Source organism: Stenotrophomonas sp. KH_029 (assembly GCF_057839765.1).
Window position 1 is genome coordinate 368,837 of record NZ_CM174498.1, and the last position, 15,354, is coordinate 384,190.

Below are 15,354 nucleotides of genomic sequence, written 5' to 3' on the forward strand. Positions count from 1 at the left end.
GATGATCTTTCCCTACAGGCCTTGGTAGTTCATTCACCAGCGCATTGCAGGTGGACTATGGCCTCTGCATGGTGTGCGTCAGCTGCGGCCGGGCGCGGCCAGCAACGATGTTCTGCCACTTGTCGACGGCGGTGGGGCATGCAGCACGCGCTGCATCCGCGATACCGGGTAGGCGGCGTTGTTGGACATCATCCTGTCCGGCACGACGAGCGACTCATATGCGGTGGTGGCAGCAGCATGGGGGTGGAGTAAACGGCGAGAGTCCCTACGCGCCCCCATGCTGATGCTTATCGCGTGTTGGCCAGATCAGCCCGGCAGATCGACCACCGGCACGAAGCCGCCATAGATCATGCGCTTGCCATCGAACGGCATCGGGTTGTTGGCCGGGTCCATGCGCGGGTCGGCCATCATCTTTTCCATACCGGCATCGCGGGTGGCCTTGTCGGGCCATTCGATCCACGAAAACACCACGGTTTCATCCGGTTTGGCTTCCACCGCACGGAAGAAATCGGTCTGTTTGCCATGGCTGACGTCATCGCCCCAACACTCCACCACGCGCAGCGCGCCGTACTCCACGATCATCGCGTCGGCCTCGCGGGCGTGGGCAAGGAACTTGTCTTTGTTGGCGGTGGGGACGGCCAGCACGAAACCATCGATATAGGACATGGGTTGCCTCCGGTGGGTCACGGCGCGCCGGAATGGGCGCCTGGTCTGTATACGACGAACACGGGCGGGGGAAATCGACACTGCGCCGGGCCGCGCCGTAGCGGTGTGAGGGAGACGCAGGGGGCGTGTGATAGTGATCGGCATGTAATTCAGCCACTTACGGGAGTATTCCGGCGAAAAGCCCGCTTGTCGTGTCAGAGAATTCCTAATCCAGACTAAGAACCGTCTGATAGAACCCGTGACGGAATCAGCCCAGAATCGAGCTGCCGGAAAGGAAGCATCCCCAGCGACCTGAGGTCTGGCGCCGGATCGGCGTCAGCCGGTGTATCACCGAGGAAGGGCGCGTTAGCCGACTACTCCCCAAGAGCGGCTTCCCCAACGCGTGACGCCCCGCAAGGGCATCGTCGTGACCCGTTTCCTTTTGCCGATGCTGGCGTGTCGCCAGATTCCCCGGCCACTTCCCCGAAGGTTCAGCATCGTCACCGGCGCAATCGCCACGTCGCGCCGCGCGCCGCTGTTTTTCAGTGGTTTCCGCGCGGCGCGCGTATGCCAGAGCGCAACTGAACCTTTGCCAAAAATTCAGCGGAATGAAAACGCCGAACTTCAGGGCGGGTTAGGGCGAATAACGGAGAATTAACTTCCCGATGCAGGCCGGCGTCCGCGCCACCTGCAAGAAGTTCAAGACAAAAAGGTGTACCCCCATGAAGACTTCGTTGATTGCCCTGGCCCTCGCCGCCGCCCTGCCGTTCGCCGCTTCGGCTGCCGAAGGCCTGTCCTACAACTACGCTGAAGGCGACTACGTCAAGACCGACGCCGACGGTGGCAAGGCCGATGGTTGGGGCGTGAAGGGTTCCTACGGCTTCCTGCCGAACTTCCACGCCTTCGGTGAGTACAACCAGCAGAAGACCGACATCGGCAACTTCAAGGTTGACCAGTGGCGCGTCGGCGTGGGCTACAACCAGGAAATCGGCAACAGCACCGATTTCGTCGGCCGCGTTGCCTACAACAAGTTCGACCCGAAGGAAGGCCTGGACTTCAACGGCTACAGCGCCGAAGCCGGTATCCGTACCGCGTTCGGCCAGCACGCCGAAGTCTATGCGATGGCCGGCTACGAGGATTACAGCAAGAAGCACGGCATCAACCCGGATGGCGAGTTCTACGGCCGCCTGGGTGGCCAGGTGAAGTTGAACCAGAACTGGGGCATCAACGGCGACATCAAGATGAACCGCCACGGCGACAAGGAATGGTCGGTCGGCCCGCGCTTCAGCTGGTAATAGCGGTGTGACCGCAACGTCACGCGCCTGATCGGCGTGGCAGGAAAGGCCCGGCAATGCCGGGCCTTTTCCGTTTGGGCCGCCGTTGCCGATACGCTATGCCTTTCCCGACCGAGGATAGGCCCGCATGAACCCACAGAACGATCTGCAACGCCCGCGGCTTGGCTGCGGCGCGGTGGTGCAGCGTGCCGATGGCGCTATCCTGCTGATGTTGCGCGGGCGCCAGCCCGAGCAGGGCCATTGGGGCCTGCCCGGTGGCAAGGTCGACTGGATGGAAACGGTCGAGCACGCCGTGGTCCGCGAAGTCGAGGAGGAAACCGGGCTGCGCGTGGCGGTGGAGCGGCTGCTGTGCGTGGTGGACCACTTCGAACCGGCGCTGGCCCAGCACTGGGTGGCGCCGGTGTATGTGGTGCGCATGCTGGATGCGGCCCAGGTGGCGCAGGTGCGCGAGCCCGAGGCCCTGCCGGAACTGGGCTGGTTCACCGCCGACGCGCTGCCTGCGCCGCTGACCACCTCGGCGCGGCGCGCACTGGCCGAGCTGTCGATGGCGCACTGAACTGGCCACTTTGGCGGGCCGATCAGCCAAGCCATGCGCGGCTGACCGGCACTGGCGGCCGCGCGCGCCGGCACGCCACCGCCACGCCTCAGGCCACCGCGCCCAGCAGCGCCGCACTGCGCGTCAGCACCAGCCGTGCCGCCGGCGCAGCCCCCAGCTGATGCAGGCAGGCATGCACCATGCCGGGCAGGCGCTCGCAATGCACGGCCACCCCGGCCTGCCGTAGCCGCGCGGCGTAGTGCTCGCCTTCGTCGCGCAGCGGGTCGTACTGGCAGACCAGCACGCTGGCCGGTGGCAGCCCGCGCAGGTTGGCGGCGCGCGCGGGCACCGCATGGCCGCTGGTGGCGGCGTAGCCGTCGCCCAGGTACGCCTCCCAGCAGCGCTGCATCAATGCCGTGCTGAGGTAGTAGCCCTCGCCGAACTGCCGATGGCTGTCGCTGTCGGTTGCCGTGTCCAGGGCCGGGTACAACAGCAGCTGGTGGTGGATGGGCGGCCCGCCGCGATCGCGCGCCAGCAGGGCCACTGCGGCGGCCAGGTTGCCGCCGGCGCTGTCGCCGCCGACCATCAGCCGTGCCGGGTCGATATCCAGCAGGGCGGCTTCGCGGTGGCTCCAGCACAGCGCGGCATACACGTCTTCCAGTGGCACCGGGTAGCGGTGCTCCGGCGCCAGCCGGTAATCCACGGCAAGCACCACGCAGCCACTGGCGTTGGCCAGCGCCCGGCATGGGTTGTCGTACACCGCCAGCGAGCATTGAAACCAACCGCCGCCATGGGCGAACAGCAGCCCCGGGCGTGCCTGGCCCTGGCGATGTCCGTCTGGCCAGTACGCACGCACGGTGATGGCATGGCCATCGCTGGCGGCCACGCTGAAATCGCGTACGTCGGCCACCTGCTCCAACCGTCCCTGCAGCGCGGGCAGGGCAACCTCGCTGGCCACGCGTATCTGCTGCAGCGTCAACCCCGCCACCGTCTCCGGCGGCGGCAGGGAACGCAGGAAGCGTGCAACATCCGCATCCAGGCTCATGCTGCGCAGTCCGGCAGCAGGAATGGCAACAGCTGGTCCAGGAACGCCTGCGGGGCTTCTTCCATCACGAAGTGGCCGCAGTCGGCAATCATCGTGCCGCGCAGGTCGCTGGCGTGCGCGCGCATGGTGTCCATCGGCATGTCGGCGGTAGCGTGTTCGGCGCCGATCGCCAGCACCGGCATCGCCAACGGGGTGCGCGCGCGCTGCCGGTTCTGGCGGATGGTATCGGGAATGGCGCGGTAGTAACCGAAGCCACCGCTCAATCCACCCGGTGCGGCGTAGGCACGGATGTACACCTCGCAGGCCACCGCTTCGCGTCGGTGCGCCCAACGGTCGAACATGAAGGTGAGATAGGCGCGCTCGCGCCCGGCGATCAGCGCTTCGGGCAGGTCACGCACCTGGTTGAACATGAAGTGCCACAGGAAAATGTTGTCCTCCGGGGCGACGAACACCGGTGGCGCATCGGCCAGGCCGGGAATCACCGCTTCGGTGATGGCCAGCCGCTGCACCGCCTGCGGCTGGTCGCTTGCCAGCGCGTACGCCACCCACATGCCCACGTCATGGCCCACCACCTGGTAGCGCGCATGGCCCAGCTGCTGCATCACCGCGTGCAGCGTGGCAGCGATGGCGCCGGTGTCGTAGCCATGGGCCGGGGTGTCCGAATCGCCGGTGCCCGGCGGGTCCACCGCAATGGCCTGGAAACCCTGGTCGGCCAACGCCTGCAGGATATGCCGCCAGGCGTACCAGGTCTGCGGCCAGCCGGGAATCAGCAGTACCGGCCGGCCTTCGCCCAGGATCGCGCAATGCACGCTGCGGCCGTCGATGCGCACGTGGCGGTGGACAAGCCCGTCCAGCGCGGCGTTCGTGTCGGTGGTGTTCATCAGTGGATCCCCAGCATGGCGTGGATCTGCGCACGACTCACCGGCGCCCCGGCGAAATCGTCGAAGATGCGGTCGGTGACGTTGATGATGTGCGCGTTGATGAATGCCACGCCCTCGCGGGCGCCGTCTTCCTGGTTCTTCAGGCAGCACTCCCACTCCAGCGTGGCCCAGCCGTCGTAGTCGTACTGGGCCAGCTTGGAGAAGATGCCCTTGAAGTCCACCTGCCCGTCGCCCAGCGAACGGAAGCGCCCGGCGCGCTCGGTCCAGCCGCTGTAACCGCCGTAGATGCCCTGGCGGCCGCTCGGATTGAACTCGGCGTCCTTGATGTGGACCATGCCGATGAAGTCGCGGTAGATATCCAGGAAGGCCAGGTAATCCAGCTGCTGCAGCACGAAGTGGCTGGGATCGAACAGGATCCGGCAGCGCCTGTGGCCACCCACCGCGGCATGGAACCGCTCGAAGCTGGTGCCGTCATGCAGGTCTTCGCTGGGGTGGATTTCGTAGCAGAGGTCGACGCCATGCGCCTCGCATACGTCCAGGATCGGCAGCCAGCGTCGCGCCAGCTCCTCGAACGCGGCCTCGATCAGTCCGTCCGGTCGTTGCGGGAACGGGAACAGGTAGGGCCAGGCGAACGAACCGGAAAAGGTGCCCATGCGGTCCAGCCCCAGTCGTTGCGAGGCTTTGGCGGCAAGCGTGATGCGCTCGATCGCCCAGGCGCTGCGCGCGGCCGGGTCGCCGTGCAGGGCCGGCGGGGCGAAGCTGTCGCACAGCGCGTCGTAGGCCGGGTGCACCGCCACCAGCTGGCCGAAGATGTGCGTGGTGAGCTCGCTGATCACCAGCCCGTGGCTGGCCAGCATGGCGATCATGTCGTCGCAGTACTGCTGGCTGTGCGCGGCTTGTTCCACGTCGAACAGGCGCTCGTCCCATGCCGGGATCTGCAGTGCCTTGAAGCCCTGGCTTGCCGCCCAGGCGGCGATCGAGGGCAGGTCGTTGAAGGGCGGCTGGTCTGCACTGAACTGGGCCAGGTGCAGGCTGGGGCCTTGGATGGTGCGCATCGGGTGTCGCCTTATTGTTTGTCGATCAACAAAGAATAGACGACGAATTCGACCCGGTCAACGCCAGGTATCGCTAGAATTGCCGCACCGCTTCTTTCCGTAGTGATGCCCCATGGCTGGCCGCCCCCGCGAATTCGACAAAGACCAAGCCCTCAGGCAGGCGATGCTGTTGTTCTGGGCGCGTGGCTACGAGGGCACATCGATGTCGGCGCTGGTGGAAGCCCTGGGAATTGCCTCGGCACGCATCTACGCCGCCTTCGGCAGCAAGGAGCAGTTGTTCCGCGAGGCGGTGGCGCTATACGAAGCCGGCGACGGTGGCTTTGCCGACCGCGCGCTGCGCGAGCAGGCGGTGCGCCCGGCGATCGAACGCATGCTCCACGACGCGGTGCTCACCTACACCCGGCGTGGACGTGCACAGGGCTGCCTGGTGGTCTCGGCGGCTACCAGTACCGCACCGGAGAACGAAGCGGTGATGGACTGGCTGGCCGAACACCGCCGCCAGCGTACCCAGCAGATCATCGCGCGGCTGCAGCAGGCCGCCAGTGCCGGTGACCTGGCCACGGGCGTGGATGTGCAGGCATTGGGCGACTACTTCGCCACCGTGCTGCACGGTATTTCCACCCAGGCCCGCGACGGCGCCAGCCGTGCCCGCCTGCTGGCCGCGGTGGCGGTGGCGATGCAGGCCCTGCCAGAACAGACCGCCGGCTGATTGGCTGAAGTCCTGCCGGTCCAGCCAGCCCCGGCGCCGGCCCGGGTCAGTGACAGGCCGGCCGGGTGCAAGGACGGACTGAGGAAAGCGGTCGAAGCCGCGCTTCAGCGCCGCGCCGCCGCGCCCTCGCCACGCGCCACCGCTTCCACTTCCTGCAGGCTGGCACAGGCGGTATCGCCTGGCGTGGACATCGCCAATGCGCCATGCGCGGCGCCCAGCTCCACCGCGGCCTGCTCGCCCTTGCCGGCCAGCAGCGCATGCACCACCCCGGCCACGAATGCATCGCCGCCGCCGACCCGGTCGAGCAGGTCCACTTCGCGCGCAGCGGACACGAACAGCTGCTGGCGCGTGCGCAGCGCGCCGGCCCAGCCGTTGCGGGCGGCGTTGCTGGCATCGCGCAGGGTGAATGCCACCGCCTGCAGGTTGGGGAACCGCTGCAGTGCCCGCTGTGCGGCCGCATCGGCCGGGCCCACGTCCATCGGCGTGGCGCGCCGGCCCAGGTCGGCCAGGTCCATGCCCAGGCAGGCCGCGAAGGAATACTCGTCGCCCACCAGCAGGTCGCATTCTGCCGCGATGGCGCAGTTGGCGTGGCGCGCCGCATCCGGATCGGGATGGCTGTTCCACAGGCTGGCGCGGTAGTTGAGGTCGTAGGACACCGCCACCCCATGCCGGCGTGCGGCCTGCACCGCCGCGATCGCGGTGCGCGCGCTGTGCTCGGAAAGGGCAGCGAAGATGCCACCGGTATGCAGCCAGCGCACGCCGTCGCGGCCGAACAGCGCATCCCAGTCGTACTCATGCGGTTGCAGCTGCGCGGCAGCCGAATACGCCCGGTCGGACACCCCCAGCGGAGCACGCACCCCGAAGCCGCGCTCGGTGAAGTTCAGCCCCATCCGCGTGTTGCGGCCGATGCCGTCGTACTCGCGCCATACGATCTGGCTGGCATCCACCCCGCCGGCCTGGATCAACTGCTGGGCCAGCACGCCCAGCTCATTGCGCGGCAGCGCGGTGAGTACGCCGCTGCGGTGGCCGAAGGTGCTGCACAGCCCGCGGGCCACGTTGTATTCGCCGCCGCCTTCCCAGACCTGGAACTGGCGCGCGTTGCGGATGCGCCCTTCACCCGGGTCGAAACGCAGCATCACCTCGCCCAGCGCCAGCGCGTCCCAGCGCGGGGCAGCGTGCGGGGCCAGCCGGAACTGCTGCGCACTCATCGTGCGCGGCAGCCGAGCAGGCCCAGGTCGACGCCGGCGGCCATGCGCCGGTAGCCTTCATCATTGGGATGCAGGTAGTCGCGGGTGATGTCGCCGGGCAGGCTTTCGGGGTTGGCCGGATCGCGCAGCATCGCATCGAAATCGATCAGCGCATCAAAGCCGCTGCGCCCGCCGCGCATCCAGGTGTTGAGGCTGGTGCGGGTGGCCGCCGAGATCGGCTCGTAACGGTCCGAACCACCGAACGGAGTGAGGGTGGCGGCGATCGCGCCGATGCCATTGCCGTGCAGGCGCTCGGCGATCTGCCGGTAGCCCAGCACCATGTCCTCGGCATTGCGGCCGGGCTTGGGTGGGGTGCCGCCGTCGTGGCGGATATCGTTGATGCCTTCGAACACGATCACCTTGGCCACGTTGGGCAGGGCGATCACATCGCGGTCCAACCGGGCCAGCGCACTGTGGCTGCGCCCGTGGTCCATCACCTTGTTGCCGCTAATGCCGGCATTGACCAGCACCACCTGGTCCGGGCAGGCCTGCTGCAGGCGCGCGGCCAGCAGTGCCGGCCAATCGCCGTTGCTGCCACGGGTGGCCGTGGCGCCCTCGGTGATCGAATCGCCCAGCGCCACCACCACCACCGGCTTGCTGCTGCGTTCGGCCAACACCGCCGACACCACGTTCTGCCGGTACGCCAGTTTGACCTTGTCGGCCACCTCGGCCAGGCGGCCGTCGGCGATGCGCAGCGCGGTGCGGCGCACGGCCGGGCGGGTGGCATCGGGGAAGTACACGGTCAGCGATACATCGGCCAGCGCCGGCACCGTCATCGCCACCGGGTCGCTGAGCAGGGCCGCGCCCACCGGCACCACCACTTCGCTGCGACCATTGAAGGTGACCAGCTTGGCCGGGGTGGCCGTGCCGGTGCGTTGCGCCGACGCGCCGCCGATGGTCAGCGGCGCATCGCCGAGTTCATTGCTGATGCGGAAGCGCAGCGCCGTGGCCGAACTGGCCAGGCGCATATCCTGGCGCACGGTCTGGTGGGCGAACTGCACCGGTGCTTCGGGGGTGCCGTCCTGGCGGTCCGGTGCCGGCGAGGCGGTCCACGCCGGCACCCAGACCTGGGCATGGGCGGGCAGCGCAGCGGCGCTGGTGGCAAGTGCAATCGAAAATGCAGAGATCCAGCGCAGCATGTCAGCCCTCCCAGGCGGTCAGCAGTCGATCAAGAGAAGTAGGTGCCGCCGTTGACGTCGACGTTGGCACCGGTGATGAAACCGGCCGCATCCGAGGCCAGGTACACCGCGGTATCGGCCGCTTCCTGCGGACGGCCCTGGCGGCGCAGGGGGGTATTGCCAGCCACCGCGGTACGCACTTCGGGCTTGGTGAATTCGTCGTGGAAGCGGGTGGCGATCATGCCGCAGCACAGCGCGTTGACCCGGATCCCGCGCGGGCCCAGTTCCTTGGCCATGGCGCGGGTGAAGGTCATCACCGCGGCCTTGGCAGTGGCATAGATCGCCGCGCCCGGGCCACCGCCATCGCGGCCGGCCTGCGAGGCGAAGTTGACGATCGCGCCGCCCTCGGGCATATGCGGCACCACCGCGTGGGTGGTCAGGTAGACCGAGCTCATGTTGAGGTCCATCACCTTGTGGAAGAACGCCTCGTCGATCTCGGCCAGCGGACGGCGCTGCACCATGCCGCCGGCCACGTTGACCAGCACGTCGATGCGCTCACCGAATGCCGCCTGGGTCGCGGCCACCATGCCGGCCACCGCCTTGGCATCGGTGACGTCGGCGCGGTGCACGATCGCGGTACCACCGGCCGCCTCGATCTGCTGGAGCGTCTCCTGCGCGCTGGCTTCGTCGTTGGCGTAGTTGATGCACACCTTGGCGCCGGCGGCGGCCAGCTTGATCGAGATCTCGCGGCCGATGTCGCGGCCACCACCGGTGACGATGGCCACCTTGTCGTTGAATTGGGTCATGGAAAAACTCCAGTAGTGCGTTGGGGGAAAGGAAAGAAAGGGTTCAGCGCGGTTGGGCCGGGCCGTCGAGTTTTTCGACGCGGCCGGTGACCAGCCACAGCGCCAGCAGCGAGGCCGGCACCAGCGCGGCGACCAGGATGAAAATGGGGGCGTAGGATTCGTGGGTCATCGCCGGCACCAGCCAGGTGGTGATCAGCGTGCCGGCCACCGCGGCCATGCCGCCCAGGCCGGCTACCGACCCCACCGACTTGCCGCTGAAGATGTCGCCGGGCAGGGTCTGGATGTTGCCGATGGCGATCTGGAAGCCGAACAGTACGAAGGCAATGGTCACCACCGCCCACATCGGGTCGGTGGCCAGCACCGCGCCGAGCAGGGCCGGGGCCATGATCGCCCCGCCCAGGGTGATGACCACCTTGCGCGCGCGGTCCACGCTCCAGCCGGCGCCGATCAAGCGCCCGGACAACCAGCCGCCGCCGAGGCTGCCGATCATCGCGCCCACGTAGGGCACCCAGGCGAAGATGCCGATCTGCTTGATGTCGAAACCGAAGGTGTCGGCCAGGTAGAGCGGCAGCCAGGACACGAACAGCCACCAGATCGGGTCCAGGAAGAACCGCGAAATCAGGATGCCCCAGGTCTGGCGATGGCCCAGCAGCTGGCGCATGCTCGGCACGTACTCGGCCTTGGGCGTGGCCGGGGTTTCGGCCGGCGCATCCAGGATCAACGCACGCTCGGCCGCGCTCACCCACGGGTGCTTGTCCGGGCCGGCGCGGTAGATGATCAGCCACGGCAGCAGCCAGATGAAGCCGATCGCACCGATCAGGATGAAGGTGCCGCGCCAGCCCAGCCACAGGAACAGCACCGCGATCAGCGGCGCCGACACGATCGCGCCGATCGATGCGCCGGCGTTGAACACGCCCTGCGCCAGCGCCCGCTCGCGGGCGGGGAACCATTCGGCATTGGCCTTGACCGCGCCCGGCCACGCGCCGGCCTCGCTGATGCCCAGCATCGCCCGGACCAGGCTGAAGGACAGGATCGAATGGGTCACCGAATGCAGCGCGATCGAGACCGACCACACCGCGATCGACAGCGCAAAGCCCAGCCGGGTGCCGATGATGTCGAACAGCCGGCCGAACACGAACTGCCCAGCGGCGTAGAACAGCATGAACACCGTCACCAGCAGCGCATAGTCCTCCTTGGTGGCGCCGACATCCTTGGAGATCTGCGGCCACATCACCGCCAGTGCGTTGCGGTCGATGTAGTTGATGACCGTGGCGATGGCGATCAGCGCCACGATCAGCCAACGGACGTAGGTGCGGGCCTGGGTGGTGACCTTCATTTGCCGTCCTTGCCGGTGCCGGTATCAAAGCGCTTCCAGCCGCCGTCCCAGCGCCAGCTGTGGCCACCGCCACTCACCTCATGGCTGCCGGGTTTGTTTGGCTCGTCGGCGATGCCTACCGCCACCCGCTTGCCGCCGGCCAGATCGAGCACCAGCACGTCGGCATCCTTGCCGCGGTAATGGGCGATCGCATCGATGCGGCTGTTGGCGCCGCGCACCGTCTCGGCGGTGCCGTCGTACTGGCCATGCGGCTCCAGCACGCCATAGAAGGTGGTGGCGGCCTGGCCGTCCACCCGCTGCAGCAGCATCGGCTCGCGGCGCAGGTTGAACGAGGGGTCGTTGGCGCCGCTCTCGCCGATCAGCGCCCGCGATGGGGCCGTGCTGGCAAAGCGGTAGGTATAGAAGCGCCCGTCCAGCAGCCAGGTCAGGCTGCGCGCCTGGCTGGTGGGCTCGCTGGCCGCGTCGATCCAGACATGCTGGTAGCCATTGGCCTTGCCCAGCACCGGCCGGTTGGCCACCGCCGACTGGGTCTTGAAGCCCACGTCCATGATGTGGCCGTTGAAGTGCAGCGGCAGGTCATAGCGTGCGGCCTTGCTGCCGGTCACCCGCAGCAGGTCCAGCACTACCGGCTCGGTCAGCGCCGGGTGGGCCAGCAGCACCTGGGTGCGGGTGAAGCTGACGCCGTCGTAGGCACCGTCCATGCGCGCCGAGGCGATCTGGGTGTCATCGCCCGCCGCGAACAGCAGCGGCGCCGGCGCCAGCGCCTGGCCCTGCTTCCAGTCGCCGCCGAAGTGGCTCTGTTCGTTCACCACCAGCGTGTTGTGGGCGATGGTCTGCCGCGCCCAGCTGTTGTTCTCGGGCAGGTAGATGCCGCCGGCCTTGGCTTCGATATTGAGGAAGCGGGCGGCGCCGTAGTCGGTGACCACGCGCTGGCCGTTGTCGTAGAACAGCCAGTTGAGCTTGTCGAAGTGCCCGTGGCCCATGCCCTGCTTGGTGTTCTTCATCACCAGCGCCTGGCCGTCGGGGCCGCCCATGCGCAGGATCGCCAACGCTCCTTCGGTGCCGTCCGGGCCATCGCGGAGCAGGGTGGGCACGAAGGCGAACGGCTTGGCCTTGTCCTGCGCCAGCGCCTGGGCCACCTGCAGGCCTTCGGGCGAGAGCAGTACGCGCTTCTGGGTCTTGGCCACCGACAGCAGCCGCGCATCGCCGGTCTGCGCGTAGGCGATGTCGATTCCGGCCACCAGTTCCTCGGTGTCCAGGCCCTTGTCCAGGATGGCGTCGTTGATCGGGAAGAAATAGCCGCCGTAGCTGCTCTGCACCAGCGCGTCGACCGCCTTCAGCAGCACCCCGTCGCGGCGTTTGAAGATGCCGCGCTGTGGTTCGTTGCGCTGCACCGTGTTGGCGAACAGGATGAACGGCGCCAGCGCGTAGCGCTGGTAGTACGGGCCTTCCTCGTAATAGCCGTCCGGCGAGAACAGCTGGTCCACCTGCTTGAGGAAGCCGGCGCTGCCGTCGCGCTTGCTGCCGTTCAAAGCCTTGTCGACATAGGTTTGATCGCGCAGCACATAGCCGGTCATGCCCACCGCGGCAACCGCCCAGGTGGCGTGGTTGTGGATCTTGTCGAAGTTTTCCGGGGTGCCGCTGAGGAAATCGGCCATCGGCCGGAACACCTTGTCGTCGATGGTGGCGCGGTCGGCGGCGCTGAGGCTGTCGCGGATCGCGTCATAGCCCTGCACCGCGCTGACCAGCCACACCGAATCGTTGAGCGTCTGCCAGAACAGCCGGCCGGGGATCTGGCCGCGGCCCTGCGGGTGCGCGCCCAGCCCGGGGTAGAGCTTGGCGTAGCCCAGCAGCAGGTCGCGCGCGTAGTCGGCGTAGACCTTGTCGCCGGTCAGCCGGTACAGCGCGCCGGCGGCCTGGATGGCCTGGTAATTGCGCTTGTGCTGCTCATGGGTATAACCGCCGCCCTTGTCCTTGGGCACCGGCACGTCGATGCCGGCCTTGAGCATGCCGCGCACCAGGCGCTCGGCGCGCTGCTGCTCCCTGGCAAATACCGGGTAGCTGGCGCCGTCGCTGCGCATCTGCTGCCACTGCGCGGCGGTGACCAGCACCGGTGCGCTGGCGGCGGCCGCCTGCGCGGTGCCGGGCGCGGCAGCGGCCACGGCGGGCAGGGCGGCGGCGCTGAAGGCAGCGGCCAGCAGCAGCATCAAGGGCGTGGAACGCGTCATGGCAGGGTCTCGGCTGGAGTATCGGACTGCATTGCCGCCGTGGCGGTAAGCACGTTGTCGCGTACGCGCAGGCGGGGCTCGCCGACGCGGTGGCTGAAGCGCACGCGGCCGCTGTGCGCGAACCGGTTGCCGGTGAGGGTGGCGGTCTGCACGCCGTGCAGGCGCAGGCTGGTGTCGGCGGCCACGCCGACATTGTCGAGCTGGTTGCCGTGCACGCGCAGGGTGGGGCCGAAGGTGCTCTCGTCGGTACCGCCGCGGTACAGGTTCACCAGCGGCCCGCCGATGCGGCGGAACTGCGAGTCCACGATGTCCACCTGTTCGGCGTTGTAGGTGCCCAGGTCGTCGGTTTCGGCGGCCGCGGCGATCACGCTGCCGCTGATGTCCTCCACCGTGGTGTTGTCCAGCGCGATGCGCGCGGCCAGGCTGCCCTTGCCGGCGTTGACCACGTCGAAGGCCTTGTTGGTGGTCAGCCCGTGGATGCGGCTGTGTTCGATCAGCAGCGTGTAGTTGAAGGCCTGGCTGCCCGGGGCGATGCGCACCACCGCGTTGCCGGCCGCGTCCGGTGCCAGCGCGCCGTCGATATCCAGCCGCGACAGCTTCAACGCGCCGCCGGCACGGATCTCGAACAGGCTGGGGCGGCTGAACTGCAGGCTGGCCCGGCCACGGCGGGGGCCGACCACGCTCAGCGGGTGGTCCACGCCCAGCACCTGGTCCACCCGGTACAGGCCGCGCTGCAATTGCAGCTGGTCGCCGGGTGCGCTGGCGGCGATGGCACGGCGCAACGTGTCATCGCCGGGGGCGACGTTGCGCACCGTGCCACTGTCCAGCGCAACGCTGCCCAGCGTTTTCGGATACCACGACACGCCCACCTGGTCGCGCGCGATCGGCGCCAGGTCGCGGGGCGCGCCGGCGGTCATCGGTTCCACCGGGTACTGCAGGCCGTTGGCCGCGCGCTGCAGGGTCAGCGGCATGGCGCTGACCCCGCCGGGGAAGCCGGGCGACAGCGTCGGGCTCTGCACGTTGGCGCTGAAGGCGATCCCGGACAGGTCGCCCTGGCTGCGCAGCAGTTCGCCGCTGCCAGTGCCGATGAACAGGTTGCCGGCGATGCGGCTGTTGACCGGCATCGCATTGCGTTCCTCGTCCAGCCCGGCGCCGAGGAACAGCTGGCGCACCTGGATGAAGCTGTTGCGCTCGATCACCGCATCGTCCACCTGCTCGTAGCGGTTCAACGGCGCATCGCGGGTACCGGCCATCACCGCAAGCGCGGCGGCGAAGTTGTCCCCGGCCAGGTTCTCGAAATAGTTGTCGCGCACGATCTGGTGGCGGTTGATCACCCGCACCCCGCCGGTATGCGCCTTGTTGTTGCCGAGGAACACATTGCGTTCGACCACGTTGCCGTGGCCGTGGCGCAGCACCAGCGACCCGCGCGATTCGAAGAACACATTGCCGCGGTACAGATTGCCGCCGGACTTGCTGGAGACGATCTCCACCTCGCCGTCGCAGTGCTCGAACCAGTTGTTTTCCACCACCGTATTGGAATCGGACTGCGAGTCGGTGCTGGTGCCCACCCGGATCGTCTCGCCGCCGTTGCTGCCCAGGTTGGGGCGCGGGCCAAACCAGTTGTGGTCGATGCGGTGCCGGTTGTCCAGGCCGCTGCTGGTATTGCGTACCACCACCAGGGTGGTGCCGGCATTGGTCTTGCCCAGCAGCTGGTTGTGGTCGAAGCGGTTGTACTGGCCGTACATCCCCACCCAGTTGTCCGATTGCTGGCGGTCGGGCTTGTTGTAGCCGTCGATCACCACCCCGGTCACCCGGCTGTGGGTGGCCCAGGCCTTGGACGAGGCGCGGAAGGACACCACTTCGCTGCCCGGCGCCCAGCCATCGCGGAACACCAGGTTGGATACCTCCAGGTAGGCCCCGGCCAAACGCAGCCGGGATTGCCCGCTGAGAATCACCTTGCCGGGGGTCTGCGCCGTCAGACGAATTGGTTGACCAGTTGTGCCGGTGCCCTGCAGCAGCAGGTCCATATCGCGCCAGATGCCGTCGGCCAGGATCACCGTATCGCCGGGCTGCAGCGCGCGGGTGGCCGCCGCGTACTCGGCGGCGTCGCGCACCAGATGATCGGCGGCGAACGCCGGCAAGCTGCCCAGGCTGAGGCCCAGCAGCAGCGCGGTGGCCAGCGGACGCAATGCCGTCGGCGTGTGTGAGTGTCGCAAAGTCACAGGCTTACCCTCCCAGATCAACCGTGGCATTCAACGTGAGTCTGGATCGTAGCAGGTCGCGGGGCGCGAACGTCAACCACAATCGCATACCACTTTAGGTGCATGTGGTTGGCCTGTTGCGCATATTCCTGCTGCATCCGCACATTAAGTACGCGGCAAGTGGTCTAGGCGGAACACCGGGGTAGACTTTAGTACCAATTTGTTGACATTGGTCCTTCAACGGTGAATCTTC

General features: G+C 67.8%; 13 protein-coding genes. 3 read left to right on the forward strand and 10 right to left on the reverse strand.

Translation table 11 applies throughout. The features are described from left to right. Positions 1-306: 306 nt before the first annotated feature. On the reverse strand, positions 307-666 hold the full coding sequence (locus tag AC3ITM_RS01665) for a DUF1428 domain-containing protein (protein ID WP_489267921.1): 360 nt from the start codon (positions 664-666) through the stop codon (positions 307-309). A 701-nt stretch (positions 667-1,367) separates the two neighbouring features. Between AC3ITM_RS01665 and AC3ITM_RS01670 the strand changes: the two genes are divergently transcribed. Further along, on the forward strand, positions 1,368-1,940 hold the full coding sequence (locus AC3ITM_RS01670) for an OmpO family porin (RefSeq protein WP_489267923.1): 573 nt from the start codon (positions 1,368-1,370) through the stop codon (positions 1,938-1,940). 127 nt (positions 1,941-2,067) lie between these two features. Continuing rightward, positions 2,068-2,496, forward strand: coding sequence for an NUDIX domain-containing protein (locus tag AC3ITM_RS01675; RefSeq protein ID WP_489267924.1), 429 nt, complete (start codon positions 2,068-2,070; stop codon positions 2,494-2,496). Positions 2,497-2,584: 88 nt separating this feature from the next. Here AC3ITM_RS01675 and AC3ITM_RS01680 read toward each other — a convergent pair whose 3' ends face one another. The 3 genes from AC3ITM_RS01680 to AC3ITM_RS01690 are packed head-to-tail and all read right to left on the reverse strand — an operon-like array spanning position 2,585 to position 5,456. Further along, positions 2,585-3,520 carry an alpha/beta hydrolase gene (locus AC3ITM_RS01680; protein WP_489267926.1) on the reverse strand — a complete coding sequence of 312 codons (936 nt, stop codon included), beginning with the start codon at positions 3,518-3,520 and terminating at the stop codon, positions 2,585-2,587. Further along, a complete protein-coding gene (locus AC3ITM_RS01685) occupies positions 3,517-4,401 on the reverse strand; it encodes an alpha/beta fold hydrolase (protein WP_489267928.1) in 885 nt (294 codons plus the stop codon). Before AC3ITM_RS01685 ends, AC3ITM_RS01680 begins: the two co-directional genes overlap by 4 nt. After that, complete coding sequence (locus tag AC3ITM_RS01690; RefSeq protein WP_489267930.1) at positions 4,401-5,456, reverse strand: sugar phosphate isomerase/epimerase family protein; 1,056 nt, start codon at positions 5,454-5,456, stop codon at positions 4,401-4,403. Before AC3ITM_RS01690 ends, AC3ITM_RS01685 begins: the two co-directional genes overlap by 1 nt. Before the next feature lie 112 nt (positions 5,457-5,568). Between AC3ITM_RS01690 and AC3ITM_RS01695 the strand changes: the two genes are divergently transcribed. Further along, a complete protein-coding gene (locus tag AC3ITM_RS01695; protein ID WP_489267932.1) occupies positions 5,569-6,165 on the forward strand; it encodes a TetR/AcrR family transcriptional regulator in 597 nt (198 codons plus the stop codon). A gap of 104 nt (positions 6,166-6,269) precedes the next feature. On the opposite strand, the gene AC3ITM_RS01700 is transcribed toward AC3ITM_RS01695, so the two are convergent. From AC3ITM_RS01700 to AC3ITM_RS01725, 6 genes are read right to left on the reverse strand one after another with little or no spacing between them, the layout of a single operon-like run. After that, the gene (locus tag AC3ITM_RS01700) at positions 6,270-7,373 is read right to left on the reverse strand and encodes a sugar kinase (protein ID WP_489267934.1); all 1,104 of its coding nucleotides are present in this window, start codon (positions 7,371-7,373) and stop codon (positions 6,270-6,272) included. Continuing rightward, positions 7,370-8,551 carry a GDSL-type esterase/lipase family protein gene (locus tag AC3ITM_RS01705; RefSeq protein WP_489267936.1) on the reverse strand — a complete coding sequence of 394 codons (1,182 nt, stop codon included), beginning with the start codon at positions 8,549-8,551 and terminating at the stop codon, positions 7,370-7,372. The genes AC3ITM_RS01700 and AC3ITM_RS01705 overlap by 4 nt, the downstream gene beginning before the upstream one ends. Before the next feature lie 29 nt (positions 8,552-8,580). Beyond that, positions 8,581-9,336 (reverse strand): SDR family NAD(P)-dependent oxidoreductase, encoded by a 756-nt coding sequence (locus tag AC3ITM_RS01710; protein WP_489267938.1) that lies wholly within the window; start codon positions 9,334-9,336, stop codon positions 8,581-8,583. A gap of 43 nt (positions 9,337-9,379) precedes the next feature. After that, entirely contained in the window at positions 9,380-10,672 is a 1,293-nt protein-coding gene (locus AC3ITM_RS01715) for an MFS transporter (protein WP_489267940.1), read from the reverse strand. Then, positions 10,669-12,900 carry an oligoalginate lyase gene (locus AC3ITM_RS01720; RefSeq protein ID WP_489267942.1) on the reverse strand — a complete coding sequence of 744 codons (2,232 nt, stop codon included), beginning with the start codon at positions 12,898-12,900 and terminating at the stop codon, positions 10,669-10,671. Before AC3ITM_RS01720 ends, AC3ITM_RS01715 begins: the two co-directional genes overlap by 4 nt. Then, on the reverse strand, positions 12,897-15,122 hold the full coding sequence (locus AC3ITM_RS01725) for a polysaccharide lyase 6 family protein (protein WP_489267943.1): 2,226 nt from the start codon (positions 15,120-15,122) through the stop codon (positions 12,897-12,899). The genes AC3ITM_RS01720 and AC3ITM_RS01725 overlap by 4 nt, the downstream gene beginning before the upstream one ends. Positions 15,123-15,354 lie beyond the last annotated feature (232 nt).